Below are 26,012 nucleotides of genomic sequence, written 5' to 3'. Positions count from 1 at the left end.
AACTAGAGAGGAGTAGCTGAAGATGAAAAAAGTGTATATAGTATCCCATAGTCATTGGGATCGAGAATGGTATTTGCCTTTTGAACAGCATCGCATGCGATTGGTTCAGCTCATCGATGATTTATTAGAGTTGTTTGACACAGACCCTCATTTTAATAGTTTTCATTTAGATGGGCAGACAATTATTCTCGATGATTATTTGGAGATAAAGCCGCAAAACGAATGGAAGCTCAAAAAATATATTCAAGAAGGAAAATTAAAAATTGGTCCCTTCTATATTCTGCAAGATGATTTTTTAATTAGTAGTGAAGCAAATGTACGAAATCTTTTAATTGGATTGCAAGAATGCCAAAAATGGGGAGCACCAGTTAAGTTAGGCTATTTCCCAGATACCTTTGGGAATATGGGGCAGGCACCACAAATTCTTAAACAGTCTGGTATGGATGTGGCGGCGTTTGGGCGCGGGGTTAAACCTACGGGGTTTAATAATATTGTTATCAATGATGATCAATATAGTTCACCATATTCAGAAATGTGGTGGGAAGGCCCTGATAAATCCACTGTTTTAGGCATTCTTTTTGCCAATTGGTATAGTAATGGGAATGAAATTCCTGTGGATGAAGTGGAAGCAAAACAATTTTGGGATCAGAAATTAAAGGATGCCCTTGAATATGCATCTACAGATCATCTATTGTTTATGAATGGCTGTGATCATCAGCCAGTTCAAAAGAATATTACAGCTGCCATTGAAGCTGCCAATAATCTATATCCTGACATAACCTTCATTCATAGTAGTTTTGATGAGTATATGAAAATAATAAAACAAGATATTCCTGAAAATTTACATACAGTGAAAGGAGAATTAACTAGTCAGGAGACAGATGGCTGGTATACTTTAGCAAATACCGCTTCCTCTAGAGTATATCTGAAACAAAGAAATATAGATGTTAGTAGATTGTTAGAAAATATTGCGGAACCATTGGCTGCAATGGCCTATCAAAAGGACGGAAAATATCCCCATGAAATATTTCAGTTTGCATGGAAACAATTGATGCAAAACCATCCCCATGACAGTATTTGCGGCTGCAGTGTGGATGAGGTGCATCGTGAAATGATGACTCGCTTTCATAAAGCAGAGGAAGTAGGTCAATTTATAAAAACAGAAGCTTTAACTATGCTTGCAGAACAAATTGACACGAGTGAATTTCCAGCTGGAAGCCGCCCTTTTATTGTCTTTAATACTGCTGGCAGTACAAAAACAGGTTTGGTTGAAATAGAGATAGAGTGGAAAAGGCTTCCCTTTTCGAGCGGACGTCCAGATGAATTGTATCGCAAGCTAAAAGCCGAAAAGCTTCCAGCAATGAAAGTAATCGATAAAGAGGGAGTGGAAGTTCCAGCAAGGGTTATCTATACAGATATCCGGTTTGGATATGATCTTCCAGAGGATCGTTTTCGTCAGCCGTTTATCGGTGCTTATGTGACTGTTGAGCTCCCATTAAACGAAATGAGTCCATTATCATGGCAAACCTATGCGTTGATAGAAGGAGAATCTCAGCAGCAAGAATACAAAAAAATCGTTCAGCATCAAGGGCATCTTTTAGAAAATAACCATTTAAAGGTGCAAATAGAACAAAATGGCACATTGACTGTCTTGGATAAAGGAACAAATAGTAGATACACAAACTTCCTCACTTTTGAGAATACGGGCGATGTTGGCAATGAGTATATTTACAAAATGCCAAAAGGAGATCAGCCCATTTTATCATCAGCAGGAAAAGCAGAGGTGGAGGTTATTTCTGATACTTTTGCGTATGGAGAAGTGCTTTTAACACAAAAAATGCTGATTCCAGAATCAGCAGATGAAAGGTTATTGGAAGAGCAGAAAGGATTAATTGAATTTCGTGGCCGTGATGCAAGTCGTTCGAAAAAGCTGAAAACATTGGAACTGAAAACAAAAATAAGATTAGAGCGAAACAGTAATCAGCTTTTATTCGAAACGTCATTTGCTAACCAAATGAAGGACCATCGCATACGGGTGCTCTTTCCAACGGGTATTCATGTAGAGAAGCATGAAGCAGACAGTATTTTCGAAGTAGTGAAGCGAGCAAATAAGGTAAGTTCCAACTGGGAAAATCCAACTAACCCACAGCATCAGCATGTATTCGTTAATTTACATGATGAGAATAGAGGGGTGACTGTTGCGAATTATGGACTGAATGAATATGAAATCATGGAAGATACTATTGCCATTACTTTGCTTCGAGCGGTTGGGGAATTAGGAGATTGGGGTTACTTCCCAACTCCAGAAGCTCAGTGTATAGGAAATCAAACAGTGAAATTTGCCGTAGGATTTCACGATAGCACAAACAAGCTGGAATCCTATCATGCAGCAATTAACTTTCAAATTCCATTTTCTAGTGTGCAAACAGATATCCATAAAGGTGCATATCCGTCCATATATGAATTTATTCAATTGGACGGAAAAGCTTTTCGACTAACAGCATTTAAGCAGAAAGAAAACAGCAAAGAAATAGTTCTTCGAGGCTATAATTTAACGGAGCAAAAACAGCCTTTAACGTTGAAATATAATGGGAAATACCCAAGAAAATCTAATTTACTGGAAGAAGTGAACGGAGAGATGTTCGATTCCAATCAAATGAACGAAGCGGAGATTTGTACATTTATATGGGAGTAATTTAGAAGAAAAAAAGAGTGTTTCCCCATTTTTTATAGGGAAACACTCTTTTTTTATATGAATGATTAATAACTAAAATAGTAAAATATAGTACCAATCAGCTAAGTATTAATGATTCTAGACATTTCCAGATGTAGTCCTTATGTTATAATTATATATCATCTTGGTTGGTGAAAGGAGAGTTGGTAATGAACAAGAAAACAAATTTTCTCATTTTTTTATTGGCGGTAAGCTGTGGAGCTGTAGTGGCTAATATATATTATACCCAGCCGATAATTCAATTTATTTCTGCTGATTTACATATTGCTTCAAATATTTCTGGGCTGTTAACGACTTTAACGCAGATTGGATATGGCGCTGGCTTGTTTTTCTTAGTGCCCTTGGCGGATCTTTATAAAAGTAAACGAATCATTATCTTGTTAATAGGGCTAACCATTCTTTCTTTAATTGGTGCTTTATTTTCGACAAATGGCATGATCTTTTTATTTGTTGTTACATTCATCGGGATTGGAGCAAGTGCTGCTCAAATGTTAGTGCCATTAACGATGAAAATTGTCCCTAAAGAACAAGCTGGGAATTATATCGGCAAAGTAATGAGTGGGCTTTTTATTGGAATTATGGTGGCGCGGCCATTTTCAATCGCCGTTACGGATTGGCTTGGCTGGCGGATGGTCTTTCTTTTTTCTTGCCTTATTTTAGTTACTATTTTGCTATTATTATTAAAATTTTTGCCGGATTTTGGATTAGAATCTAATCTTGGCATAACGTATCCTGCTTTATTGCGCTCGATGGTAAGTGTCCTAAAAGAAACGCAGCCACTCCAACAAAGAGCATTTTACCATGCTTGTATCTTTGCTACATTTAGTTTGTATTGGACAGTTTTACCCATCTTATTAAGATCCGAGTCCTTGCATTTTACTAATAATGAAATTGCCCTATTTGGCTTTGTTGCCATTGCTGGTGCATTGTTAACCCCATATATTGGAAAGTTAGGGGATAAGGGATATATTTACTCTATGACGAATGTATCAATGGTTCTAGTATTTGTTTCGATTTTTCTTTTGTTTTTTGTAAAAGATCATTCTATCTTAAGTATTGCACTTATTGTAATCTCTGGGATTATACTAGACATCGGTGTATCAGGAAATATGCTGTTAGGTCAAAAGGTTATTTTTAGCTTAAACCCAGCCATTCGAAATAGATTAAATGGATTATATATGACCATTTTCTTCTTAGGAGGAGCGTTTGGATCATGGATCGGAAGCTATAGTTATTATCAATTCAGTCCGGATACGGCATTGCTCTTGGCGATGACCTTTCCCATACTAGCTCTCCTTGTTCATCTGAAAAAAGGAAAAAAAATATTGTCTCATGCCATGGGCTAAAAGAGTAGTTTAAAGAATGAAAGTATCCTTTTTGGGATATTTTTCATTCTTTTTTTATTACTTTTATGGGTATATCTTCTATATGTCACTTCCATTTCTTTTCTGATATTATTTCTGAATTACTAAATACTAAGCTTATTACTATTATGTGGGAGGTATGATGATGAGCAGCAAGGAAAGAGAGTACGATAAGAAAGTACTTCATTTAGAGAGCTTAAAGGAATTAAAAGATAGGAAGTTTCAGAAACAAGTTGATTCAACGGGCAAGCGGACATTAAAAGAAATCAAGGAACAAGTAATCGTAATTACAGGAGCTTCTAGTGGGATTGGACTTGTCACAGCGAGAATGGCTGCTTCTAAAGGTGCAAAGCTTGTGCTAGCAGCACGAAATGAGAATGCCTTAGAAAAACTGACTGCTGAGTTAAAAGAACAAGGAGCTTCCGTCGTTTATGTAAAGGCTGATGTGGGAAAAGAACAAGAAGTAAAAAAAATTGCCGATACGGCGCTAGAAACATTCGGGGGATTTGATACTTGGGTTAATAATGCAGGAGTGACGATATACGGATATGCCATGGATGTAAGCATTGAGGACATGAAACGAATGCATGATACTAACTATTGGGGTGTTGTCTACGGTACAAGGATTGCGATTAACCATTTCAAAGAGCGAGGGAATGCTGGTGCTCTAATTAATATAGGGAGCCTGTTCGGGGATAGAGGAACACTTATCCAGTCGACATATGCACCTTCGAAATTCGCTGTCCATGGCTGGACGGAAAGCATTCGAATGGAAGCGGAAAAGGAACAAATTCCTGTATCTATTACTTTGATTCATCCTGGAAGAATAGATACGCCATATGCTGAACATGCTAGAAGTTATTTGGATAAGCAGCCCACTCATAAAGGAATGATTTATCCTCCTGATGCTGTAGCAGAGGCAATATTATATGCGGCAGAAAATCCGAAGAGAGATATGTATGTTGGTTCTCAAGCAAAACTATTAAATCTACTAGGTACATTATTACCAAGATTTACAGACAGGTTAATGGAGAAATGGATTCCACCCACTCAATATAAAGATCAACCATCTAACAGCCGTGAAGACAGTAATTTATATCAGCCAGGATATGGTTTACATGAAAGAGGAACTAATCAGGGATGGATTCGTTCTCAAAGTATGTACGTAAAAATAAGCAAGCATCCTATTCTTACAGCTGCAGCTGCCGTCAGTATTGGATTTATCCTTTTGGCTAAAAGTAAAAAATCAAAGTAATAAGAAGCAGAATACTTGTTTTTCCTCTGTGAGTGATGATGCAGTTTAGAAAGGAGAGTCAGAGATGCCGACCAATTCAAACGTACCTTCAGAAAAAGGATTAGATAAAACCATTTCCTTATTAAAGGAAGGATATCTTTTTATTAATAACAGAATGGATAAATTTAATTCTGATATATTCACAGTGCGTTTATTAGGGCAAAATGTGATATGTATAAAAGGTGAAGAGGCTGTAAAGATTTTCTACGACTCTGAGAAATTTCAGCGCAATGGTGCAGCCCCTAATCGGATTCAGCAATCATTATTTGGAAAGAATGCTGTTCAAACGATGGATGATGAAAAACATCTTCACAGAAAACTTCTATTTATGTCCTTATTGACTCCTGAACATCAACAAAAGCTGGCGAATCTTACAACAGTCTATTTGGAAGAAGCAATAAAACAGTGGGAACAACGGGATCAAATTGTTTTATTTGATGAAATAAAGAATATTTTATGTAAAGTTGCCTGTCAATGGGCAGGAGTACCTCTCGCGGAAGAAGAAATATCAGAGCGTGCTGATGATTTTATTGCGATGGTGTACGCATTTGGCACCTTGGGCCCTGAGCACTGGAAAGGCAGAATAGCTCGTAATCGAGCTGAGCGGTGGATTAAACAAGTGATCGAAGTAGTTCGTGAGGGTAAACTGGAAACAGAACAAGGAACTGCCTTACATGAAATGGCTTTTTATAAGAAAATCGATGGAGCAAGGCTTGATCCGGAAATGGCGGCAATTGAGTTAATAAATGTGTTAAGACCAATCGTTGCGATTGCCACTTTCATTACATTTTCTGCTTTAGCTTTCCATGAATATAAAGAAGAAAGAGAAAAGCTTCGCACAGCTGATGACCGACATCTCGATATGTTTGTCCATGAAGTAAGGCGATATTATCCGTTTGGCCCTTTTCTTGGAGCTCGTGTTCGAACTAATTTTATGTGGAAGAACCAAGAATTTAAAGAAGGAACTTTAGTCTTATTAGATATTTATGGGACTAATCATGATGCACGTTTATGGGAAAACCCAAATCAATTTAATCCAAGTCGATTTGAAAATTGGCAAGGAGGATTGTATGATTTTATTCCCCATGGCGGAGGAGATCCAGCAAAAGGACATCGATGTCCCGGAGAAGGAGTTACAGTCGAATTAATGAAGGTTGTTTTGCGAACTCTCGCAACGGAATTGGACTATGATGTTCCAGTTCAAGATTTACATTATGACTTAAGTCAGATGCCAACATTGCCGAAGAGTGGTTTTATTATGAACAATGTTAAAAAACGATAAGTAAAAAGAAGAGCTTGGCCTGTTTATTTAAAGGTCATTTTTTTTTATTTGTTATTTCTCCTATTGGTGAAAAAATATGTCGAAGAAGTCCTGTTTTTTGAAAAAAATTGGTGAATTTTTTTATATATTTTCTAAAAAATGGTAGATTAGCGCTATAATTATAATATCGATACATGGAGAAATGGAAATAACAAGAGAGAAGGGAGATATAATGATTGGTGAAAGAATAAGGCAACTACGTATCCATAAACAGCTGACGCAAAAGAAATTAACGGAAGGGATTTGTTCTATCACTTATTTAAGCCGGATTGAAAATGGGCAAATCAATCCATCTGCAGAGTTTTTAAGAAAAGTGTCCAAAAGACTTGGTTATGATTTAACCGAATTGAGTAGTCCGAATAGAGATGAAAAAATATTAGAGATCGTGGAAAACTATAAAAAAAGCGGAAAAATTACAGATGAACACCTTTCTTATCTTCATATTCAGACATTGGAATTAAACTCTACCAAAATAAATCTGAACCTTTATGGAGTTTTATTGAGATATTATACGACAAAAGGAGAAATAGAGCAGGCTAGAAGTATTTATAGCTTATCTAAACGATTTATTTCAGGAGAAATTAATGAAGGTTTAGAAGAAGAATACTTTTATTATTATCTTTCTTGTGGTAACTTCTTTTATTACCTTCAGGACTTTAATTTTTCAGTTCATTATTACACAAAAGCAGATCATTTATTAAAAGATAGGGAGAGTTTAGATGCTGCGAAACTTTATTATAATCTTAGTTTGATTAAACAAAGAACACACGCCAATCAAGAAATTAGTATGTATTACTCTAATAAGGCATATGAGATATTTGAAAAAAAGAAAGAAAAAGAATATATCATTACTGCTTTAATTACATTGGGGGTTCAATATCAGCTAAATAATGATTTGGATAATTCAATGGAATGTTTAAAAAAGGCAGAACATATTATCATGGAGAATAAAGAGCATGAGAAACTTTCAAGTTTTAAAGGGATGATACAGCATAATATAGGGAGAGTTTATGAGAGAAAAAAGGAATATCAGTCAGCAATAAAATACTATTTAAAGAGTATTAATATATTTGAACAACCTTCACTAGATTTGCAGATTGTTCACCCGTTGAGAAGGTTAGTAGAAATCTATATAGAATTAAAAGATTGGGTACTTGTGGATGAGTATTTAGAAAAGGCCCTTGCGATAACAGAAAAATTTCAGCTTAAGCATGATTATATTTTATTATGTTTATTAAGATTATCGGTTAAGAAACTGCAAGGTAATGAAACTGCATATGAAAAGGGAATGCAAAAAATGCTAGACTCTGCAATTGAATTACATCAAGGTATTTTGATTAAACGAATAACCAAAGAACTGGGGAATCATTATTACGATAAAAAGGCATATAAGAAAGCAGCAGATTATTTAATGAAAGCATTAGAATATGAGGAATAAATTGAAGTAGTAGGTATGTATAGTAAAATTTTAATAGCAAAAAATCTATTAAATGATAGAAAAAACAGTAGAATTTTACCTATTTTTATAAATAATCTATATAGTATAAAATTTTATTAACAAATAGATTAAAGAATAGGAGTGTATTACAAATGAAAAAAATGATAGTATCCGTTGTGGTTCTTATTACTTTAACATTGGGTGTGAATCTTGGAAGTGCTTTTGCTGGGCATGAATGTCAACCAGGAGCACTTAGTATTGGAAATCTCGAAACGGAGTAATAGTGAAATGGTGGAGATGAATAATCAGTTGATGCAGCGAATTTTTGAAACATATCAAGATCAAATGAATCGTGATTATTTACAGCCATCAACTTCTCATATTGTTGCTTGTTCTATTGAAAAAAATCAAAAAATATCACTGCGACCTCGAGAATGTCTTTTTCATAAAAACACATTAGCACAAATTTTATTTGAGGTAATAAGCAAATTTGAACCGGAATTTATAAAGGATATATCTCCTGTAATACTCAAACTAGATGAAAATGTAGTGATGGGAATTCCTTATAATGGTGTTTATAAGCTGGATTCTGAAAAGGAAATTTTTGTGCAACTAGATACAATAGAGTGTAAGCAATATAGTGATATTGCTATACACCAGAAACAATTAGGAATACATTCAAACTTAGGCATATCATATAAGCTTTTAAGACAAGACAAAGAGACATTGGACACTTTAATAAAAGTAATGAAGAAATTAAATTATTATTTAACTATTCATGGAGGAGTAGAGTCAACCATTGCAATAGCTGACTTTATCTCCGACAAGCACGAAAAGAAATTATTATTACCCCCTTACCTTTTTATTCAATGGTTATATCCTACAACTAACTTTGGAGACACTTTAATCTCATAAAGAAAAATTCCAATTTACTTCATTTAAAAGGCGAGTTTGCACTATTAGCATGCCGCCTTTTTACTTTAGGAGGATAGTATGAAAACGAAATTTGGTATAGCTCTATTTCTAATTATCGTTCTAATGATTACTGTCACTACAAAAATTGGCCATTCAGAAAATAACCTTACGATGGAAGAGCTTAATCAGCCAGATTTTCTACATGATAAAGAGGCAGTTGTCTATTTCTCCACAATAACTAATCAAGATAGGAATAATGAAGGGATTAGCTACGCTGTTTTTATTGATGATAAAGGAAAAGCAACTGGTTTTCAAATGGGTGGTTTAGAATTTGGAAGCATGGCGCTAAATGATCATCAAATGTTGTTAGAGGATAAAAATACAATAAGGTTGATTGGAGAAAAGAATGCTGTAATCGATTTGAAATACCAACAAAGCGGAGAACGAACAGGCTATTTGGAGAAACAGGATGTCTTTTTCTCTATTTATCGTTCTGGAAATGATAAAGAAAGGGATATATCCCATATTTATTGGGGAAATCACAAAGGGTTTAAAGGAGGAAATCTCCCTTTTAATATAATGGCTTCGGGTTCCACCAAGGATGAAATTCTCATTTTGACAAATGATAAAGAAGAAAAGGAATATGTCTTAAGGAAAGCATTCTTGGAAAATAACCATTTAGAAATAAAGGCCATTAAGGGATTGGAAATGGAGAAAGGATATGAATATTCATCATTGGCACCTATCTTAAGTGACGAACTCCATTATTATGTTTTGCTTTCAGAGATAACCGATGACAAGAGTCAAAATACCGTTTTATTTCTCCTTAATAAGGAAACTTTGGAACAAACAAAAGTGGAGTTAAGTACAGGATATGTTGCTAATGACCCCGCAGCTGATTCCATGAATTCCAAAAATGCAGCTTATTTATGGCGGGACGTTTTTTTCTATGTTAACGGAGTAGGAGAAGTTGTTGCGGTAAGTAAAGATGGACAAGAACAGAGTAAATTCCTGCTGGAGGATTTTCCACAAAACCAACCCCGGCATAATGAAGAAGTATATTTTGCAGGGGATTATTTATTTGCATTAAGGTATGACGATTCGAAAAAAGAGAAGTATTATCTGGAAAGCTACTCTTTGGAAAATGGTGAGAAGGTAGAAGAGAAAATAATAGAAGGATTAGATGCCATCTTATCATCTGTAAAAGGAACTTCTATTTATTCTTATGATTTTAAAATATTAAAGTAAAAGCATAAGAGCAGCCTTATGCTTTTTTTAATGAAGCTAGATGTAAAGTAGATTTATTTTAAAAAAAATATTTGTTTTCTCCTTTCCAAATTTAAAAGGTTCTAAAACGATTACATTTTTATAGAATAAGAGATTGTACAAGTTGATCCCTATATTTCCATCTCACTTTCAAGTATACTAAGAAAAAAGTAGATAGTTGGAGGTTAAGTAGTGGATTTACATGATTTTTTAGTAATGTTCAAGTATTTTATTCTAGGAGCCATCCAAGGTATTACCGAGCCAATTCCAATTTCCTCAAGTGGTCATTTAATTATTGGCCAAAGGCTTCTAGGAATTGAACAGAGAGGCTTATCGTTCGAGATTATTACAAATACGGCATCATTAATTGCCATTGTCTTCATTTACCGAAAGGATATAAAGCAATTAATAACACATAGCTTTTTGTATCTAAAAACACGAAAGGAAAGTTATCGAGCTGATTTTCGATTCTCCCTGTATGTTATTATTGGAACCATTCCAGCTGGTGTGATCGGCGTACTGTTTGGCGATTATATTGCTGATTATTTCACCTCTTTTTATACTGTTTCCATTACACTACTAATTACAGGTATAGCTTTATGGATCATTCGAAATATGCGTGGTGTAAAAAGAGATGGGGATTTATCTTTACGAGATGCTCTTATTGTTGGATGTGCTCAAGTGATTGCACTTATACCAGGTATCAGCCGCTCAGGTTCCACTGTTATAGCGTCCATTGCATTGGGCATGAAACAAAGTACGGCGCTGCGTTTTTCCTTTATGCTTTATATTCCAGTAAGTGTTGGAGGAGCTATTCTTGGAGTAACGGAAATGATTAACAGCCCAGATTTGAAAACTTTGGCTTGGCCTTATTTCATTGCTTTTATCACGGCCCTTGTTTTTACCTATTTCTCTATGAAATGGCTAATGGGCATAATGGAAAAAGGAAACTTAAAATATTTTGCTTATTATTGCTTTATCGTTGGAACGATATTATTGGTGGTAACCTACTTATTATAAAGAGAATAATAGACAAAGAAGAAAAGTGCGATAGGACAACTATTGTGCTTTTTTGTCTTTAATGACGGCTGTTTCAAAAAGAAATGAAAGAAAGGAAGAGCTTTTATTGTAAAATCCCAAGTTCTTAACAGGCCTGAAAATCAGAAATAAGGATTGCTCACTTTAATAGGGACATAACAATCAACATTATTTTGTAATTGTGTATCCGCTTTCAGTCGGATAAGATATTACCATAGAAAGAAGAAAAGAGGTGAAGGAATTTGTGAGTCAAGTCATAAATGAGCGTCATCAGATGATTCTTACTATCTTACGAAGGGAGAAACGGTATGTGACAGCTGCAGAGTTAGCACAATCACTTAAAGTTTCTAAGAAGACAATATATAGAGATATCCAACAAATAGTTGATTCGAATTCAATGCCGTTTCGGATAATAAAAAAAGAAAACTTCGGTTATTACTTCCAGAACCATAAAGAACCTTTAGAAACGGAAACGATTGTATTTGATTATCCTGACGAAAGACGTTTGAATTTACTATTATATCTTTTAGCCATTGCACCCGGTAAGACCTCAATTCAAAAAATATCGGAAAAGTACATCGTAAGTCAGAGCTCTATTCTCAATGATTTTAAACATATTGAAAAGGAATTAAGGTCCTATCATTTAAGACTATTAAGGACAAAGGAAGGAACCTTTATTAAGGGAGATAAACTATCTATTTATCGTTTGATGGCCGTAATTATTGAGAATTACTTAACTCAAATGGGAGACCCTTTTAGTCAATATGATATTCCTGATTCTATCAAAAAAGTAAAAGTGAAAAATAATCATTTAATAAAAATTAAGAGGTTGCTGCATGATATCCAAGTGAAGCATGATTTAAGCTTAGATCAGCCCTATTATTTAACCTTATTCTGCTCTCTTCTTTCGATAATAGAAAAACATAATAATAAGCTTTCATTAGATGAAGAAGAAATAGTATACGAAGAAATAGATGAAAATTCCACTATTTATTGTATTTGTAAAGATATGATTGAGGAAATCGAAAATCAGTTTTCTCTTTCGTTAAAACAATATGATATTTATTCTCTTTATTATATTTTGAAAGCGTATAAACTTAATTCGCGATTTTTATTAAATCAAGGTACTGAGCCATATAAAAATGATCAGGTCGTTCTTTTAACAAAAAGGTTAATAGCAAAAGTGACAGAAAATAGCGGATATCGATTTGATACGGATGATGAATTATTAGAAAGGATAACCTTGCATATGCATGCAATGTTATATCGATTAAGCCATCGAATCTATATAGTTAATCCAATCATAAAATCCATAGTAACCAATTTCTCCAATATATTTGGCTTAGTAAAGACTAGCATTCAACAGTTAGTAGAAGAAGGACATTATGAAAAGTATATAACCGATGAAGAAATTGGCTATATTACTTTGTATTTTCAAATTTCGTATGATGATCATTTTGCTAATCAGATTCCTATATTAATTGAATGTACAAGTGGAATTGGCACTTCGCATTTATTAAGTGAAAAAATAAGAAGAACTTTTCCTGATATCCACATAAAGAAAATAATCGCCCAGCAACGAATAAAACAGACAGATTATGAAGATGTAGAATTAGTTATTTCTACTGTGAAAACACATAGTATCATTGATAAGCCTACTATTCTTGTGAGTCCTATTTTAAATCAAGAGGATAAGTTTAAGATAGATCAATTTATTAAGGACTACTACAATCAACAGAGTATTATCGGTGAAAAATAGAAAGGTAGGAGAGTTAAAAGTGGACATGAAAATAGAAGAATTAGATTTTCATAAGGTAGTAACAGAAGATCTTATCGAGTTAAATTTGCAAGGAACTACAAAGGAAGAAGTATTGAATGAGTTAACTGACCTATTATATGAAAACGGTTGTATATCGAATAAAGAAGGATTTATAAAGGATGTGATGTATCGAGAAGAAGAAGGTGTTACTGGTTTGGAGAAGGGGGTGGCTATCCCCCATGGTAAATCAAAGCATGTACGAAAGACATCTATTGCAATAGGAAGAACCCAATCATTTATAGAATGGGAATCGCTTGATGGAAATCCTATCAATATTATTATCTTATTTGCTGTTAAAGACACGGATAAAACCACTATCCATATTAAATTATTACAAAAGGTAGCTGTCTTATTAGCGGATGAGGAAACGATTAGTAAGTTCCAAACACTGCAGACAAAGAAAGAATTTTTAAAGGTATTAACGAAAAATGATTAAGGTGCATTTTATTAAAAACTTATAAATTTGGAGGGAATCATGATGAATATTGTGGGGATTTCAGCTTGTACATCTGGTATTGCTCATACGTATATTGCGAAAGAAAAATTGATTAAAGCAGGCCAAGAGCTGGGACATAAAGTTCGTATCGAGACACAAGGGACCATTGGAATTGAGGATGAGTTAACGACTAAGGAAATAGAGGAAGCTGATTTGGTCATAATTGCTGCAGATATCAAGGTAAGTGGAAAAGAACGTTTTGCTGGGAAGAAAATTGTTGAGATACCTACACATATTGCCATAAAGGCACCGAAACAGCTTTACCAAAAGATTGACGCTGAGCTAAATAAACAGTGAGGGGGTCTACTAGATGCTGAAGAAAATGCAAGTAAAAAAGCATGCTTTAACAGCCATTAGTTATATGCTGCCACTTGTTGTGGCATCAGGACTTTTAATTGCAATTGGGAATCTTACAGGTGGTTCGGTCATTGAAGATTATAAAGCTTCCTTTGATATTCCCTCAGCACTTGTTTCGTTAGGAGTACTTGGAATGGGGTTATTAGCTCCTGTTATTTCAGGAGCAATAGCATATTCCATAGCAGATCGTCCAGGTATTGCTCCAGGGTTATTAATGGGATTGATCGCAAACGCCATTGGAGCAGGATTTTTAGGTGGGATGCTAGGTGGATTTATTGTTGGTTACTTTGTTTTATTTTTAAGAAAAAATTTAAAAGTGCCAAAGTGGGCAGAAGGCTTAATGCCAATGATGATTATTCCTTTAATATCGAGTTTAGTTATCGGATTACTTATGTTTTTTGTGCTTGGCGTTCCGATTGTATGGGCAACAGAGGGCTTAACTTCTTTTCTAACAAGTATGCAGGGATCGATGAGATTTGTTTTTGGGGCAATATTAGGGGGAATGGCAGCATTTGATTTTGGCGGGCCAGTTAATAAAGTAGCCTCATTGTTTGCAGATGGTTTGCTATTAGAGGGCATATACGAGCCAGAAGCTGTAAAAATATTGGCATCAATGGTTCCCCCATTTGGTGTAGCCATTTCTTGGGGACTTTCTAAATTATTTCAGAAGAAACGATATACAAAATCGGAAGAAGATAACATCAAAATAGCTCTACCGATGGGAATATGCATGATTACAGAAGGCGTTATCCCGATTGCAGCAGTAGATATTGTAAGAGTTGTTGCTTCATGGACCATTGGAGCAGCCGTTGGAGGAGGGTTCTCTATGATGTGGGGGGTAGGATCTCCGGTTCCATCAGGAGGAATGTTTATTGTACCTGCGATGACACATCCAATTCTATTTTGTGTGGCATTACTTATCGGGTCACTCATTACCGGAGTTATGCTGTTCTTATGGAAGAAGGAACCAGCTGCAGAAATAGAAGAAACATCGAGTGAAGAGGAAGAAGTAGATTTATCAGATGTGAAGATTACATTTTAACCTGAATGAAAGAACGCTTATTTTGCTAGAGAGTAAGTCAATAAAGGAGGGGACTTAGAATGTATGTTTCGATGAAGGGAATGCTTGCACGTGCCAACCAAGGGAAATATGCGGTAATGGCAATCAACTGCTTTAACCTAGAAACAGCTAAGGCAGTGATTGAAGCAGCACAAGAATTGAGAGCACCTATCATTGTAGATTTATTACAAGATCATTTAATGCAGCATTTGGGAAGTAAGTTATTAACAAGACCAATTATAGAAATGGCAAATGCAGCAAGTGTAGAAGTAGCTATTAATTTAGACCATGGGCAGGATGTTGGATTTGTGAAGAGATGCTTAAGAGATGGATTTTCTAGTGTAATGATGGATGCTTCTCGTTATCCAATTGATGAGAATATAAGAATAACGAAAGAAATGGTAGAATTCGCGCAAAGCTATGATGCGAGCGTCGAAGGGGAGATTGGTAATATCGGTTCTGTTTCTAGGAACCAGATGACAGATGATGAAATGTATACGAATCCTGATTTAGCCATTAGATATGCAAAAGAAACAGGAATAGATGCGCTGGCTATTTCTTATGGCTCTAGTCACGGGGATTATCCAGATGGTTATATTCCAGCTTTTCGATTCGATATTTTAGAAAAAATTAAAGGAGAAACGGGTATCCCGCTTGTGCTCCATGGAGGATCTGGATGTGGAGAAGAAAACATAAGAAAGTCTATTTCATTAGGTATTAATAAGATTAATGTTGGCTCTGATTTTTTTAAAGCACAGGTAAATAGTATAAAAGAAAACATGGTTAGAAACGAAATAGATTATTTTGATATTATTCATCAAACGATTAAGGCTGGAAAAGATTTAGTTAAATATTATATTGAACTGGCAGGCACTGAAGGAAAGTCATTATAAATTTAAAGAAAAGAGGAATATATTATGTTATTAAATATGAAGCAGTTATTAGAAGTAGCACAAAAACATCAATTTGCCGTTGGAGCATTTAATGTAGCAGATAGTAACTTTTTGAGAGTAGTAGTTGAAGAGGCAGAAAGCAATAATTCTCCTGCGATAATTGCAGTACATCCAACTGAATTAGACTTTGTCAAAGATGATTTTTTCTCTTATGTATTAACGAGAATTAAAAATAGCCATGTTCCATTTGTTCTGCATTTAGATCATGGCGGAAATATGGCTGATATTATGCGGGCGATTCATGCAGGCTTTAGTTCCGTCATGATTGATGGCTCCTTGCTTTCTTTAGAAGAAAATATTCAGTTAACGAAACAGATAGTAGAAGTGAGCCATTCGCTGGGAGTATCAGTGGAAGGAGAATTAGGAACAATTGGAAATACAGGTACATCAGTAGAGGGCGGGGTATCGGAGGTAATTTATACTAGACCAGAAGACGCCCAAGAATTTGTAGAGAAAACAGGGGTAGATACATTGGCAATTGCAATCGGTACTTGTCACGGTATTTATCCAAAAGATATGGAGCCAAAGTTGAGAATGGATATTTTAAAAGAAATTAAAGAAACGGTCGACATTCCTCTTGTGCTTCATGGCGGCTCAGCTAATCCAGATGAAGAAATTGCAGAGGCTGTTCAGATTGGTATTCAAAAAGTGAATATCTCATCAGATTATAAGTACGCATTTTATAAAAAATGCCGTGAGATTTTAGCTGAAACAGAGCTTTGGGATCCTAACGCAATATATCCAGCATGCATTGATGCAGCTAAAGAAATAGTAAAATATAAAATGAATTTATTTCAATCCATTGGAAAAGCTGAAATTTACAGAGAAGAAAATGTGACGGCATGGCGTAGAGAATGGTTATAAGCAGTAGGAAGAGGGGAGATAATCCTCTCTTTTTTTATAATCGAATTATTTTTTTATGTCCTCATTAAATGGTGCAGATATAGGTTTCTGTGCTATTTTAATCGTTTTAAAGAGAAATCTAAATTTATTTTTTAATCAGTACCTTGCAATGAACAATACTAAATGGTATATTATTGGCAATAGGTATTATTTTTACTATGGTACTGTTTATTATAAGGTACTGAATGATGAATAAAGGTAGGTGGAAAAGATGAATGTACAGTTTAAAAAGGGTGTCTTAGAGTTATGTGTACTTGTTCTTTTAGATAAAAAGGACCGCTATGGCTATGAACTCGTTCAAAAGATATCCAATCAAATTGAAATTTCAGAGGGCTCTGTTTATCCCCTCTTAAGAAGATTAACAAAAGAAGAATATTTTACAACTTATTTACAAGAGTCAACAGAAGGTCCTTCGCGTAAATACTACAAGTTAACCGATAAAGGAAGAACCTATCTTAATAAACTTATTACGGAATGGAATGAATTTTCTAATGGTGTCAATCAATTAATAAAAGAAGGTGTAAATAATGACTAAAGAGCAATTTTTAAAACAGCTCCAAGCTGGATTAAAAAAGCTTCCGCAAGAGGAACGAAAAGATATCATCCATGATTATGAAGAACATTTTTTTATAGGCAAAGAAGATGGAAAAACAGAGGAAGAAATAGCCAAGTCTTTAGGATCTCCTCAGCAAATTACGAAAGAATTAATAGCTGCCTATCACCTTGAAAAGGTGGAAAAAAGCAGAACAACGGGAAATATTCTTCGAGCAGTATGGGCGGTTATTGGTTTAGGATTCTTTAATTTGGTTATTGTACTTGGACCATTTCTTGTGATAGCATCCCTTATTCTATCAGGGTGGATAGTTGGTGCGTCTTTTATACTCTCCCCACTACTTGTTCTTGTGGACAGTGTTTTTCATCCAGGTAGTTTTGCATTTTTTAAATTATTTATGACCATTTTGCTAGTGGGATTAGGAATTTTTATTGTAATTGGTATGTATTACATTACAAGAATTTCTTCAAAAGGCTTTATCAATTATTTGAAATTTAATGCAAAATTGGTGAAGGGAGGCCAAAAGCATGATTAGTCTAAAAAAATTAATGGTCACTGGACTTATTCTTGTTCTAATTGGCGGCATAGGGGCATTCCTAACATTCCGCGATAACAGTATAGATATTCATGAAGAGAAAGTATTTAAGGAAAATGATATTACTGGAATTGAAGTAGATTCCAATAATGCAGGGATTGAAATTATTCCCACAGCAGAGAAGGAAACAAAGGTTGTGTTGCAAGGAAAAGGTTCCTCTGAAACGAAGGGAAGTTTTACTGCCAAGGTAGTTGGGGAAAAACTGGTTGTAAATTGGAATGAAAAACAAATTAGCTTTTTTCAGATGAATTTTATAGATGAATCACTTACCTTAAAAATTCTTGTACCTGTGAAGGAATATAAATCCCTTCGCATAAATAATGATAATGGAAAGATTGATTTAGCGGACCTAATGGTTGAGCAAGTACAGGCAGAAAGTAATAATGGTCGCATCCATCTGCAAAATATTCAATCCAGAAGTGTAGAAGTAAACTCTGACAATGGAAGAGTATCGCTGGATCATGTAAGCGGAAGCGTGAAAGGAGAAACGAATAATGGGAGAATTTCGATGAAAACTGCCACATTGGATCAGGCGATACAGCTGGAAACAGATGATGGCAGTATCGAAATTGTAACAGATAAGGAACCAACAAATGTCACATTCGATGTTCAAGTTGATGATGGCAGCATCAATATTTTAGATAAATACAAAGGAAGTACCGTGATTGGAAACGGAGAAAATAAAGTAAAGCTGAAAACAAATAATGGGAAAATTAGGGTGGGGAATTAAAAAAAGGCAGCTTTTTTAAGCTGTCTTTTTTATCTGCCGATATAAATATAAATTTTCTTGTGAAAAGAAAATTTGGTATCGCATTCAAACTATATAAAAAATAAAAGCCTCCGATATATAGAAAGTAAATGGACAAAAGAATAAAGCTAGAAGCATTCAGGGGGATAGAATGAAAATAAAATATCAATTGGCAATCATTTTCTTCATTTTAATTATTTCTTTGTTGGGGATTGGCGGATTTAGCAATATGAGTCTGCAGTCAGTCGTTAATTGCAAATAGTAAAGAACTGACAGAGGCAAAAGAAATGCAGCGTCTAGTTACTCATTTGCAATATCGAATTGCTGGAATTTCTAATGACGAGCGTGGCTTTCTTCTTACCGGAAATAAAGAATATAGTGACGGAATTAATGAGAAAGAGTCAGACATTCATGATACTTTGAAAACAATGGAGACTTTATCTAATTATTATGAGTATAAAGAAGATATCCAAACGTTTCAATCCAGTCTACAAACGTACTTAGCCACAAGTGACAAAGTGCCTGGGGCTTATATCGAAGATCCATCTGCTGCAGAAAAACTCCATTTTGGGGATTTACGGACATTAAGGAAAGAAGTTTTAGATCCGGCAGTTAATGAATTAGTGGAACATATTAATCAAGATGTTATTCAGTTGGAAGAACAAAATCAAAAAAATAATAAAATAACAAAAACGGTATTAATCGTAATTATCATCGTGGCAGCACTATTGAGTATTGTCTTAGGTTTTCTGTTATTAAAGTCTATTTTACGACCATTAAATAAAATTAATAATCAACTTCAAAGTATTGCTTCTGGAGAAGGGGACTTAACACAGCGAGTAAATGTGAATGGGAAAAACGAATTTGGTCAATTAGCACATTCGTTTAACGCATTCGTCGATTCTCTTCAAATAATGATAAAAAGTGTAGGGCAGACGTCTAAAAATGTTGCACAAGCTTCAGATGAATTAGCTTCCAGTATGGAACAATCGACTGTAGCGGTAGAGCAAGTGGCGGATGCTGTTCAAACCATTGCAGAGAATGGAAATAAGCAAGATTCACTTACCCAGAATAGTTTAATAGAAGTTAATAATTCCTTGAAAAATATTAAGGATGTGGCCCATACTGCCAGCGAAGTTGCAAATGAATCTCTGCTTATTAAAGAAAAAGCAAAAGAAGGGGAATTGGCATTGACTGAAATGCAAATGCAGATGGAGGCAATTCATGCATCTGTTGATTTAGCAGGAGATGGATTAAAATCACTTGTTTTAAGTACAAATGAAATTAATGAGGTACTTGCAAGTATTCAAGATATATCCAATCAAACCAATCTGCTAGCATTGAATGCATCCATTGAAGCAGCAAGAGCAGGAGAACATGGAAAAGGATTTGCGATTGTAGCAGAGGAAGTTCGAAAGCTATCAGAAATGACAGGTACTTCTGTAAATCAAATACACGATCTGATAAGTTCTATTCATGACCACTCAAACACGACAGAAAAAAATATGTCTTTTGTAATAGAAAATGTAGATGCTGGTACGAAATTATCTGATACTACAAATGAACATATTAAGGAAATATTAAATCGTGTTGAATCCATTGCAGATCATATTAAAAAGATGGCAGAAACAGCACAAGAAATTACGGCAGAAGTACAAGAGGTACAAGATTCAGTGGAAGAAATAGCTCATACTTCTCGCGAAACTTTAGAAAGAACGGAAAGTGTTGCAGCAGCAACAGAAGAACAAACTGCCTCATTCCAAGAAATAACAAGCTCAAGCATGGCATTATCTAAAATGGCAGAGGAGCTTCAAGAACTAGTGCACCGATTTAAAATCTAAGAAAGAATGTAAAAAAAGAGAAACTGTGTGAGATTTTCTAGATCAAATTTAAAAAGATCGAAAAAAATTAAGGAGGCAAGTACCCAAGGATTTCGAACAAGTATAGGTCTGAACAATTATACAATTATGTGCATATATTGTATAATTGTTCGTTTTTTATTCGGTATAAGTGGTAATCATCCGCAGATTGCATAAGCTTGCTAGTGGGCGAGCACCAAGCTGCTTCATTTATTGATCTACTGCGTTAATAGGAGATGAATTACTTTGCAAGTTTTCTCTCTCTTTTAAAAGTAAAAAGCTTATAAAGATTGTATTAACCAATCCTATTATTCCATAACACCATATCGGCATTCTGAGAGCTTCATACCATAACATGTTAATAAAGTATACACCAATAGCTATTAACAACGAATTACTTATCAAAGTTAATAGGGCTTTTTTTACAATGAAAAATGAATATAGTCTCCAAATAGCAATAATTAGCGCAGCAATACTTGTCATAGTCAAAGACATTAACGCAATAGAGCGTACGTTTTGTTCTTGATGAAACACTTCTGCTGTAAAAAAGAATTTTGTAAATATATTGGTGAGAAAATAAAAACTTGTTAGATAAATAGAACTAGCCAAAAAGGAGATAGGTATCCATTTCAAATATATAAAAATGGCGTTTTTACTCCTGTTTGACGGTTTTCTTTTTTCCTGAATGGTTTCAGCAATTGATGTCACAACTATAATGAATACTAATAAATATAAATCGTGTAATGGGAGTTTTCCTTTAAAGATGTCCATTAAGAAAAGAAAAGCATCCTTTAATTCCATTAACATTATCTATTCCAACCTTTCAATTATGTACTACCTGTTATACGAAAGGAAATATAGGAATGTTTCAATAATTATATATTTTTTCAGATTTAGGAAACTTTTCCTGATTAGCTATATGTTACCTCAGTTAAAAGAAATGACTATTTGCCTGGATAAAAAATTGGGATTGTTCATAGTTATAGGTAACTTTTGAAAAGTCAAAAGGCTGCCCATTAGTTAGATGAAAAATGCTCTCTACCAATAATTTAGGATTATCTTTTTCTAATCCCAAATAAGCAGCTTCTTCTTCCGTTAATTTCCCTACATGTAAATACACATCTGAAAAGCCTACTTTTAGCCCTAAGCCTTTTGTTATGTAATGAAAAATAGATTCCGCTACGATTTCTTTATTTAAATACGTAATGAAGGCTTTATTATACCAAGATTCCTCTAAACAAAGAGTTTGGCCGTTAATATAGCGAATTCTCTTTACGTAATAAACCTCCTCGTGAAGCTCCATATTTAAATTTAGGGCAATTTCCTCAGTCGGTTTTCTTATCTCTAATTCGATTATTTTGGAGGTTAGAGTATAATCCTCTAAATCTGTTTTAAATCCTTGATTGGAAAGCAAGCTGATATAGCCTTTTCGATTCTGTCGTCTTACAAAAATTCCACTGCCTCTTACTTGAAAAATGATTCCCCTTTTTTCAAGAAGCTCAAGCGTTTTCGTAATCGTACTTTTACTAACCTCGAATTGCTTCATTAATGTCTCAATAACTGGCAGCTTACTGCCTTGCTTTAAGCCATGCTCTTCAATATATTTTTCTATTTCTTCTGCGATTTGCTGGTATTTTAACATAATATATACCTCGATTATCTTAAACGTTATAGCTGGATTATAGCATATATAGGAAAAAAACTCATTTGGATTAATTAGGTATAAAAATATTATATTGTATTTATCATATTGTACCGGTACAATTATAATATAAGTGTAATCTAAAAAATAATGTAAAGGAAAAGACAATTTAATAGTATAAAAAGGAGGAAAATAAGGATGAGCAAAATGCCGAAAGATTTTTTATGGGGTGGAGCATTAGCTGCACATCAATTTGAAGGTGGTTGGAATCAAGGCGGTAAAGGTCCAAGTGTAGTAGATGTTATGACAGCAGGTGCTCATGGAGTACCTAGGAAAATAACAGACTTGATTGAAGAAAATCAATTTTATCCAAATCATGAAGCAATTGATTTTTACCATCGTTACAAAGAGGATATTGCCTTGTTTGCTGAAATGGGGTTAAAGTGTTTACGAACTTCCATTGGCTGGAGCAGAATTTTTCCAAAAGGGGATGAATTAGAACCGAATGAAGAAGGACTGCGCTTCTATGACCAAGTATTTGATGAATTACTTAAATACGGAATACAGCCAGTTATTACCTTATCCCATTTTGAAATGCCGTTACATCTAGCAAGAGAATATGGCGGTTTTAGAAATAGAAAAGTAGTTGATTGTTTTGTCCGCTTTGCCGAAGCATGCTTCCATCGATATAAAGACAAAGTAAAATACTGGATGACTTTTAATGAAATCAACAATCAAATGGATGTTTCTAATCCGCTCTTTTTGTGGACAAATTCTGGAGTAACCGTCAAAGAAGGAGAAAATGCGAAAGAAGTGATGTATCAAACTGCTCATCATGAGCTAGTTGCAAGTGCATTAGCTGTGTCTATTGGCAAAAAAATAAATCCTGATTTCCAAATTGGAGCAATGGTTTCCCATATTCCTATCTATCCATTTTCTTCTAATCCAGAAGATGTGATGCTAGCGGAAGAAGAAATGAGACAAAGATATTTCTTCCCAGATGTGCAAGTTCGTGGATATTATCCTAGTTATGCCTTAAAGGAATTTAAGCGAGAAGGCTATTCGATTACAATGAAGCCAGAGGATGCTGAGATTTTACGCAATGGGACAGTTGATTATTTAGGATTTAGCTACTATATGTCCACTACCGTAAAGAGCGATGTGAAAAATAATAATACAGGGGATATTGTAAATGGCGCCTTGCCAAATGCGGTTGAAAATCCGTACATCAAAGCAAGCGATTGGGGCTGGTCCATTGATCCGACAGGTCTGCGCTATGTGTTAAATCGTCTATATGACCGCTATCAAATACCTTTATTTATTGTAGAAAATGGATTTGGCGCTATTGATACTGTCGAAGCTGATGGCTCTATTCATGACAAGGAAAGAATTGCCTACTTAAAGGCGCATATTGAAGCATTAGAGAAAGCGGTAATGTATGATGGAGTAGATTTGATTGGATATACGCCATGGGGAATTATTGATATTGTTTCCTTTACAACAGGAGAAATGAAAAAACGCTATGGAATGATTTATGTAGATCGAGATAATCAAGGGAAAGGAACCATGAGCCGTTCGAAAAAAGACTCCTTTTATTGGTATCAGGAAGTGATTAAGTCAAACGGGGAAAAGCTGTAATAGAAAAAGGAAGGGGATGTTTTCCTCTTCCTTTCTTTGTATTGTATACTTGATTTTTAATGAAATTTACTATTTTGCGAGAAATAAATTTAGTATTTTTTAATTATAGCTTGCTTCTAATTCATCTATTAAGCTTCCAACATAGGCAATTGCTTTTCGGATTGGCTCAGGGGTGGACATATCTACATTTGCTAGTTTCATTAAATCGAATGGTTTTAAAGTGCCGCCGGCTTTTAAAACTTTTAACCAGCGCTCAACAGCAGGCTGTCCTTCTTCCTCAATCATTGCTGATACGGCAGTTGAAGCTGTAAGCCCAGCGGAGTACGTATATGGGTAAAGACCCATATAATAATGGGGTTGGCGCATCCATGTTAGGCCTGCTGCTTCATCTATTTCCACACTGTCTCCCCAGAATGATTTTAAGACATCGATATTTTGTTCACATAATACTTTAGCTGTAATCGGAGTTCCTTGTTCTGCTAATTCATAAATTTTTCTTTGGAGTGCCCCTTCTAAAATATGGGTAACAAAATTATGATAATACGTTCCTAGTGATTGGAGAATTACCCATCTTCTAATTTGATTGTTAGAAGATTGTTTCATAATATACTTGCTCAAAAGCATTTCGTTCATGGTGGATGGAGCTTCAATAAAGTATCGAGATGGACGGGTATTTGAAATAATTTGATTTTTGCCAGCAAGAGCAAAATGTCCAGCATGTCCAAGTTCATGTGCTAAGGTAAACGTATTACGCATTGAGTTATGCCATGTCATTAAAATGTATGGATGTACTCCATACGGGCTGGAGCAGAAGGCGCCTGATCGTTTTCCATAGTTATCTGCTAAGTCTACCCAGCGGTCTTTTAAGCCTTTTTCCATTATTTCCATATATTCTGGTCCCATAATATTAAGCGCTTCTAAGATAAGCTTGGAAGCTTCCTCGTACGTAATTTTAGGATCATAGGATGTGTCGAGCGGAGCCTTTAAATCACAATAATGGATTTTTTCTAAACCTAATACACGCTCTTTTAATTTGGCGAATCTGCGCATATGTGGAGCCAATTCTGTAAGAATGGTATCCAATTGGTTATGGTACATTTCTTTTGTGACTTGTTGTTCTTGTAAAAGCATGTCTGTTACAGATTCATAGTTTCGTAAACGAGATTCTATTATTTGTTTTTTAACTTCTGTTCCATAGGTAGCCGCATATGTATTTTTATAACGGTTAAGGCCAGCCGAAAAGGCTTCATATGCTTTTCTTCTTACTTCTTTATCTGCCGATTCTTCGTACTTTTCGAAAGAATTAAATGTCAAAGGATATTCTGTCCCGTCACTTGTTATAAAGGAGGAAAACTCCATATCTGATGTTTTACTTCTTTGATAAATCATATAAGGAGAACGCTGGATTTCACCAAATGCTGCTAATACTTCCTCTGCTTCAGGTGTTAACATATGTGGCTTCAAATCCATTAAGTCCGTTAGTGTTTTGGAAAAAAGCTGTAGTTCTTCTTCCTCGTTCAGGTATGTATTTATTTTATCGTTTGCAAGCGTAAGAATCTCTGAATTAATAAAAGAAAGGCTTGAGCTTACTTTTGCATAGAGGGAAGAAACAATTGCATCGTTCTCTTGATTGGAAGGATTAGATCCGTCTGCAGATTGATTAAGGTTTGCATAAGTGAGAACTCTCACTAATCTTTCATCCAATGCATCTCGAGCTTTTAGACAATCTAGCAAGATTTTAGCGTTTTGGTGAAGCTTCCCTTTAAATTGTGTCACAGTAGGAATATCTTCTTCAATCGCTTCTACTTCCCTTTTCCAATCAGCTTCGCTTTCGAACAAATCGCGCAAATTCCAGGTTTGTTCGAAAGGAACTTCGGAACGATAAAGTGTTTTTTCCATTTCTTTATTCATAAACATTCTCCTCTGTCACCTATTTATTTCGTTTTTCGAAACGATTAGTTTGATTATACAATAAAAAATTGAACTATAGGAATATTTTGTTTATTATATTTTTTAATG

23 protein-coding genes are annotated in these 26,012 nt (G+C 34.8%); 20 read left to right on the top strand and 3 right to left on the bottom strand.

Annotated elements, in window-relative coordinates:
• Window positions 1–22: 22 nt before the first annotated feature.
• From NSQ92_RS18515 to NSQ92_RS18425, 19 genes are all read left to right on the top strand, one after another.
• Entirely contained in the window at window positions 23–2,695 is a 2,673-nt protein-coding gene (locus NSQ92_RS18515; protein WP_341153053.1) for an alpha-mannosidase, read from the top strand.
• Window positions 2,696–2,883: 188 nt separating this feature from the next.
• Window positions 2,884–4,080: an MFS transporter gene (locus NSQ92_RS18510; protein WP_047943841.1), complete on the top strand. Its 1,197-nt coding sequence runs from the start codon at window positions 2,884–2,886 to the stop codon at window positions 4,078–4,080.
• 163 nt (window positions 4,081–4,243) lie between these two features.
• Window positions 4,244–5,353, top strand: coding sequence for an SDR family oxidoreductase (locus NSQ92_RS18505; protein WP_341153052.1), 1,110 nt, complete (start codon window positions 4,244–4,246; stop codon window positions 5,351–5,353).
• A gap of 64 nt (window positions 5,354–5,417) precedes the next feature.
• Window positions 5,418–6,674 (top strand): cytochrome P450, encoded by a 1,257-nt coding sequence (locus NSQ92_RS18500; RefSeq protein ID WP_341153051.1) that lies wholly within the window; start codon window positions 5,418–5,420, stop codon window positions 6,672–6,674.
• Between the two features lie 211 nt (window positions 6,675–6,885).
• Window positions 6,886–8,151: a helix-turn-helix domain-containing protein gene (locus NSQ92_RS18495; RefSeq protein WP_341153050.1), complete on the top strand. Its 1,266-nt coding sequence runs from the start codon at window positions 6,886–6,888 to the stop codon at window positions 8,149–8,151.
• Window positions 8,152–8,303: 152 nt separating this feature from the next.
• A complete protein-coding gene (locus tag NSQ92_RS18490; RefSeq protein ID WP_268874807.1) occupies window positions 8,304–8,432 on the top strand; it encodes a hypothetical protein in 129 nt (42 codons plus the stop codon).
• Window positions 8,433–8,439: 7 nt separating this feature from the next.
• Window positions 8,440–9,066, top strand: coding sequence for a hypothetical protein (locus NSQ92_RS18485; protein WP_047943844.1), 627 nt, complete (start codon window positions 8,440–8,442; stop codon window positions 9,064–9,066).
• Window positions 9,067–9,144: 78 nt separating this feature from the next.
• Complete coding sequence (locus NSQ92_RS18480; protein WP_047943845.1) at window positions 9,145–10,314, top strand: hypothetical protein; 1,170 nt, start codon at window positions 9,145–9,147, stop codon at window positions 10,312–10,314.
• A 234-nt stretch (window positions 10,315–10,548) separates the two neighbouring features.
• Window positions 10,549–11,352, top strand: coding sequence for an undecaprenyl-diphosphate phosphatase (locus tag NSQ92_RS18475; RefSeq protein WP_172864653.1), 804 nt, complete (start codon window positions 10,549–10,551; stop codon window positions 11,350–11,352).
• Window positions 11,353–11,614: 262 nt separating this feature from the next.
• Window positions 11,615–13,129: a BglG family transcription antiterminator gene (locus tag NSQ92_RS18470; protein ID WP_082138405.1), complete on the top strand. Its 1,515-nt coding sequence runs from the start codon at window positions 11,615–11,617 to the stop codon at window positions 13,127–13,129.
• Between the two features lie 25 nt (window positions 13,130–13,154).
• Window positions 13,155–13,625, top strand: a complete 471-nt coding sequence (locus NSQ92_RS18465; RefSeq protein WP_047943877.1) for a PTS sugar transporter subunit IIA — start codon at window positions 13,155–13,157, stop codon at window positions 13,623–13,625.
• Window positions 13,626–13,667: 42 nt separating this feature from the next.
• Window positions 13,668–13,982 (top strand): PTS fructose transporter subunit IIB, encoded by a 315-nt coding sequence (locus NSQ92_RS18460; RefSeq protein ID WP_047943848.1) that lies wholly within the window; start codon window positions 13,668–13,670, stop codon window positions 13,980–13,982.
• Between the two features lie 16 nt (window positions 13,983–13,998).
• Window positions 13,999–15,084 (top strand): PTS fructose transporter subunit IIC, encoded by a 1,086-nt coding sequence (locus NSQ92_RS18455; protein ID WP_341153298.1) that lies wholly within the window; start codon window positions 13,999–14,001, stop codon window positions 15,082–15,084.
• A 59-nt stretch (window positions 15,085–15,143) separates the two neighbouring features.
• Window positions 15,144–15,995, top strand: a complete 852-nt coding sequence (locus NSQ92_RS18450) for a class II fructose-bisphosphate aldolase (RefSeq protein ID WP_047943850.1) — start codon at window positions 15,144–15,146, stop codon at window positions 15,993–15,995.
• A gap of 24 nt (window positions 15,996–16,019) precedes the next feature.
• A complete protein-coding gene (locus NSQ92_RS18445) occupies window positions 16,020–16,919 on the top strand; it encodes a ketose-bisphosphate aldolase (RefSeq protein WP_047943851.1) in 900 nt (299 codons plus the stop codon).
• Window positions 16,920–17,169: 250 nt separating this feature from the next.
• Window positions 17,170–17,493: a PadR family transcriptional regulator gene (locus NSQ92_RS18440; protein ID WP_047943852.1), complete on the top strand. Its 324-nt coding sequence runs from the start codon at window positions 17,170–17,172 to the stop codon at window positions 17,491–17,493.
• Entirely contained in the window at window positions 17,486–18,046 is a 561-nt protein-coding gene (locus NSQ92_RS18435; protein WP_047943853.1) for an HAAS signaling domain-containing protein, read from the top strand. Before NSQ92_RS18440 ends, NSQ92_RS18435 begins: the two co-directional genes overlap by 8 nt.
• Complete coding sequence (locus NSQ92_RS18430) at window positions 18,039–18,836, top strand: DUF4097 family beta strand repeat-containing protein (RefSeq protein ID WP_047943854.1); 798 nt, start codon at window positions 18,039–18,041, stop codon at window positions 18,834–18,836. Before NSQ92_RS18435 ends, NSQ92_RS18430 begins: the two co-directional genes overlap by 8 nt.
• Window positions 18,837–19,141: 305 nt before the next feature.
• On the top strand, window positions 19,142–20,695 hold the full coding sequence (locus NSQ92_RS18425; protein ID WP_341153049.1) for a methyl-accepting chemotaxis protein: 1,554 nt from the start codon (window positions 19,142–19,144) through the stop codon (window positions 20,693–20,695).
• Between the two features lie 228 nt (window positions 20,696–20,923).
• Here the strand turns inward: NSQ92_RS18425 and NSQ92_RS18420 are convergent, their stop codons facing one another.
• Window positions 20,924–21,520, bottom strand: a complete 597-nt coding sequence (locus tag NSQ92_RS18420; RefSeq protein ID WP_053215765.1) for a hypothetical protein — start codon at window positions 21,518–21,520, stop codon at window positions 20,924–20,926.
• Window positions 21,521–21,644: 124 nt separating this feature from the next.
• A complete protein-coding gene (locus NSQ92_RS18415; RefSeq protein WP_047943856.1) occupies window positions 21,645–22,355 on the bottom strand; it encodes a GntR family transcriptional regulator in 711 nt (236 codons plus the stop codon).
• 198 nt (window positions 22,356–22,553) lie between these two features.
• Between NSQ92_RS18415 and bglA the strand changes: the two genes are divergently transcribed.
• Complete coding sequence (bglA, locus tag NSQ92_RS18410; protein ID WP_047943857.1) at window positions 22,554–23,993, top strand: 6-phospho-beta-glucosidase BglA; 1,440 nt, start codon at window positions 22,554–22,556, stop codon at window positions 23,991–23,993.
• Between the two features lie 99 nt (window positions 23,994–24,092).
• Here the strand turns inward: bglA and pepF are convergent, their stop codons facing one another.
• Window positions 24,093–25,904 carry an oligoendopeptidase F gene (gene pepF, locus NSQ92_RS18405; protein WP_341153048.1) on the bottom strand — a complete coding sequence of 604 codons (1,812 nt, stop codon included), beginning with the start codon at window positions 25,902–25,904 and terminating at the stop codon, window positions 24,093–24,095.
• Between the last annotated feature and the right edge of the window lie 108 nt (window positions 25,905–26,012).

The sequence above is a fragment of the Niallia sp. FSL M8-0099 genome (genome assembly GCF_038006945.1).
Lineage (GTDB): Bacteria > Bacillota > Bacilli > Bacillales > Cytobacillaceae > Niallia > Niallia circulans.
The sequence above is the reverse complement of the archived record's forward strand: the minus strand, read 5'-3'. Positions and strand labels throughout refer to the sequence as shown.

Bases quoted from the DNA above. Each gene is read 5' to 3' on its own strand.
- NSQ92_RS18450 (WP_047943850.1), top strand. From the start codon at position 15,144: ATGTATGTTTCGATGAAGGGAATGCTTGCACGTGCCAACCAAGGGAAA.
- pepF (WP_341153048.1), bottom strand. From the start codon at position 25,904: ATGAATAAAGAAATGGAAAAAACACTTTATCGTTCCGAAGTTCCTTTC.
- NSQ92_RS18415 (WP_047943856.1), bottom strand. From the start codon at position 22,355: ATGTTAAAATACCAGCAAATCGCAGAAGAAATAGAAAAATATATTGAA.
- NSQ92_RS18475 (WP_172864653.1), top strand. From the start codon at position 10,549: ATGTTCAAGTATTTTATTCTAGGAGCCATCCAAGGTATTACCGAGCCA.
- NSQ92_RS18435 (WP_047943853.1), top strand. From the start codon at position 17,486: ATGACTAAAGAGCAATTTTTAAAACAGCTCCAAGCTGGATTAAAAAAG.
- NSQ92_RS18500 (WP_341153051.1), top strand. From the start codon at position 5,418: ATGCCGACCAATTCAAACGTACCTTCAGAAAAAGGATTAGATAAAACC.
- bglA (WP_047943857.1), top strand. From the start codon at position 22,554: ATGAGCAAAATGCCGAAAGATTTTTTATGGGGTGGAGCATTAGCTGCA.
- NSQ92_RS18505 (WP_341153052.1), top strand. From the start codon at position 4,244: ATGAGCAGCAAGGAAAGAGAGTACGATAAGAAAGTACTTCATTTAGAG.
- NSQ92_RS18445 (WP_047943851.1), top strand. From the start codon at position 16,020: ATGTTATTAAATATGAAGCAGTTATTAGAAGTAGCACAAAAACATCAA.
- NSQ92_RS18430 (WP_047943854.1), top strand. From the start codon at position 18,039: ATGATTAGTCTAAAAAAATTAATGGTCACTGGACTTATTCTTGTTCTA.
- NSQ92_RS18510 (WP_047943841.1), top strand. From the start codon at position 2,884: ATGAACAAGAAAACAAATTTTCTCATTTTTTTATTGGCGGTAAGCTGT.
- NSQ92_RS18485 (WP_047943844.1), top strand. From the start codon at position 8,440: ATGGTGGAGATGAATAATCAGTTGATGCAGCGAATTTTTGAAACATAT.
- NSQ92_RS18495 (WP_341153050.1), top strand. From the start codon at position 6,886: ATGATTGGTGAAAGAATAAGGCAACTACGTATCCATAAACAGCTGACG.
- NSQ92_RS18465 (WP_047943877.1), top strand. From the start codon at position 13,155: ATGAAAATAGAAGAATTAGATTTTCATAAGGTAGTAACAGAAGATCTT.
- NSQ92_RS18440 (WP_047943852.1), top strand. From the start codon at position 17,170: ATGAATGTACAGTTTAAAAAGGGTGTCTTAGAGTTATGTGTACTTGTT.
- NSQ92_RS18515 (WP_341153053.1), top strand. From the start codon at position 23: ATGAAAAAAGTGTATATAGTATCCCATAGTCATTGGGATCGAGAATGG.
- NSQ92_RS18490 (WP_268874807.1), top strand. From the start codon at position 8,304: ATGAAAAAAATGATAGTATCCGTTGTGGTTCTTATTACTTTAACATTG.
- NSQ92_RS18480 (WP_047943845.1), top strand. From the start codon at position 9,145: ATGAAAACGAAATTTGGTATAGCTCTATTTCTAATTATCGTTCTAATG.
- NSQ92_RS18460 (WP_047943848.1), top strand. From the start codon at position 13,668: ATGAATATTGTGGGGATTTCAGCTTGTACATCTGGTATTGCTCATACG.
- NSQ92_RS18425 (WP_341153049.1), top strand. From the start codon at position 19,142: ATGCAGCGTCTAGTTACTCATTTGCAATATCGAATTGCTGGAATTTCT.
- NSQ92_RS18420 (WP_053215765.1), bottom strand. From the start codon at position 21,520: ATGTTAATGGAATTAAAGGATGCTTTTCTTTTCTTAATGGACATCTTT.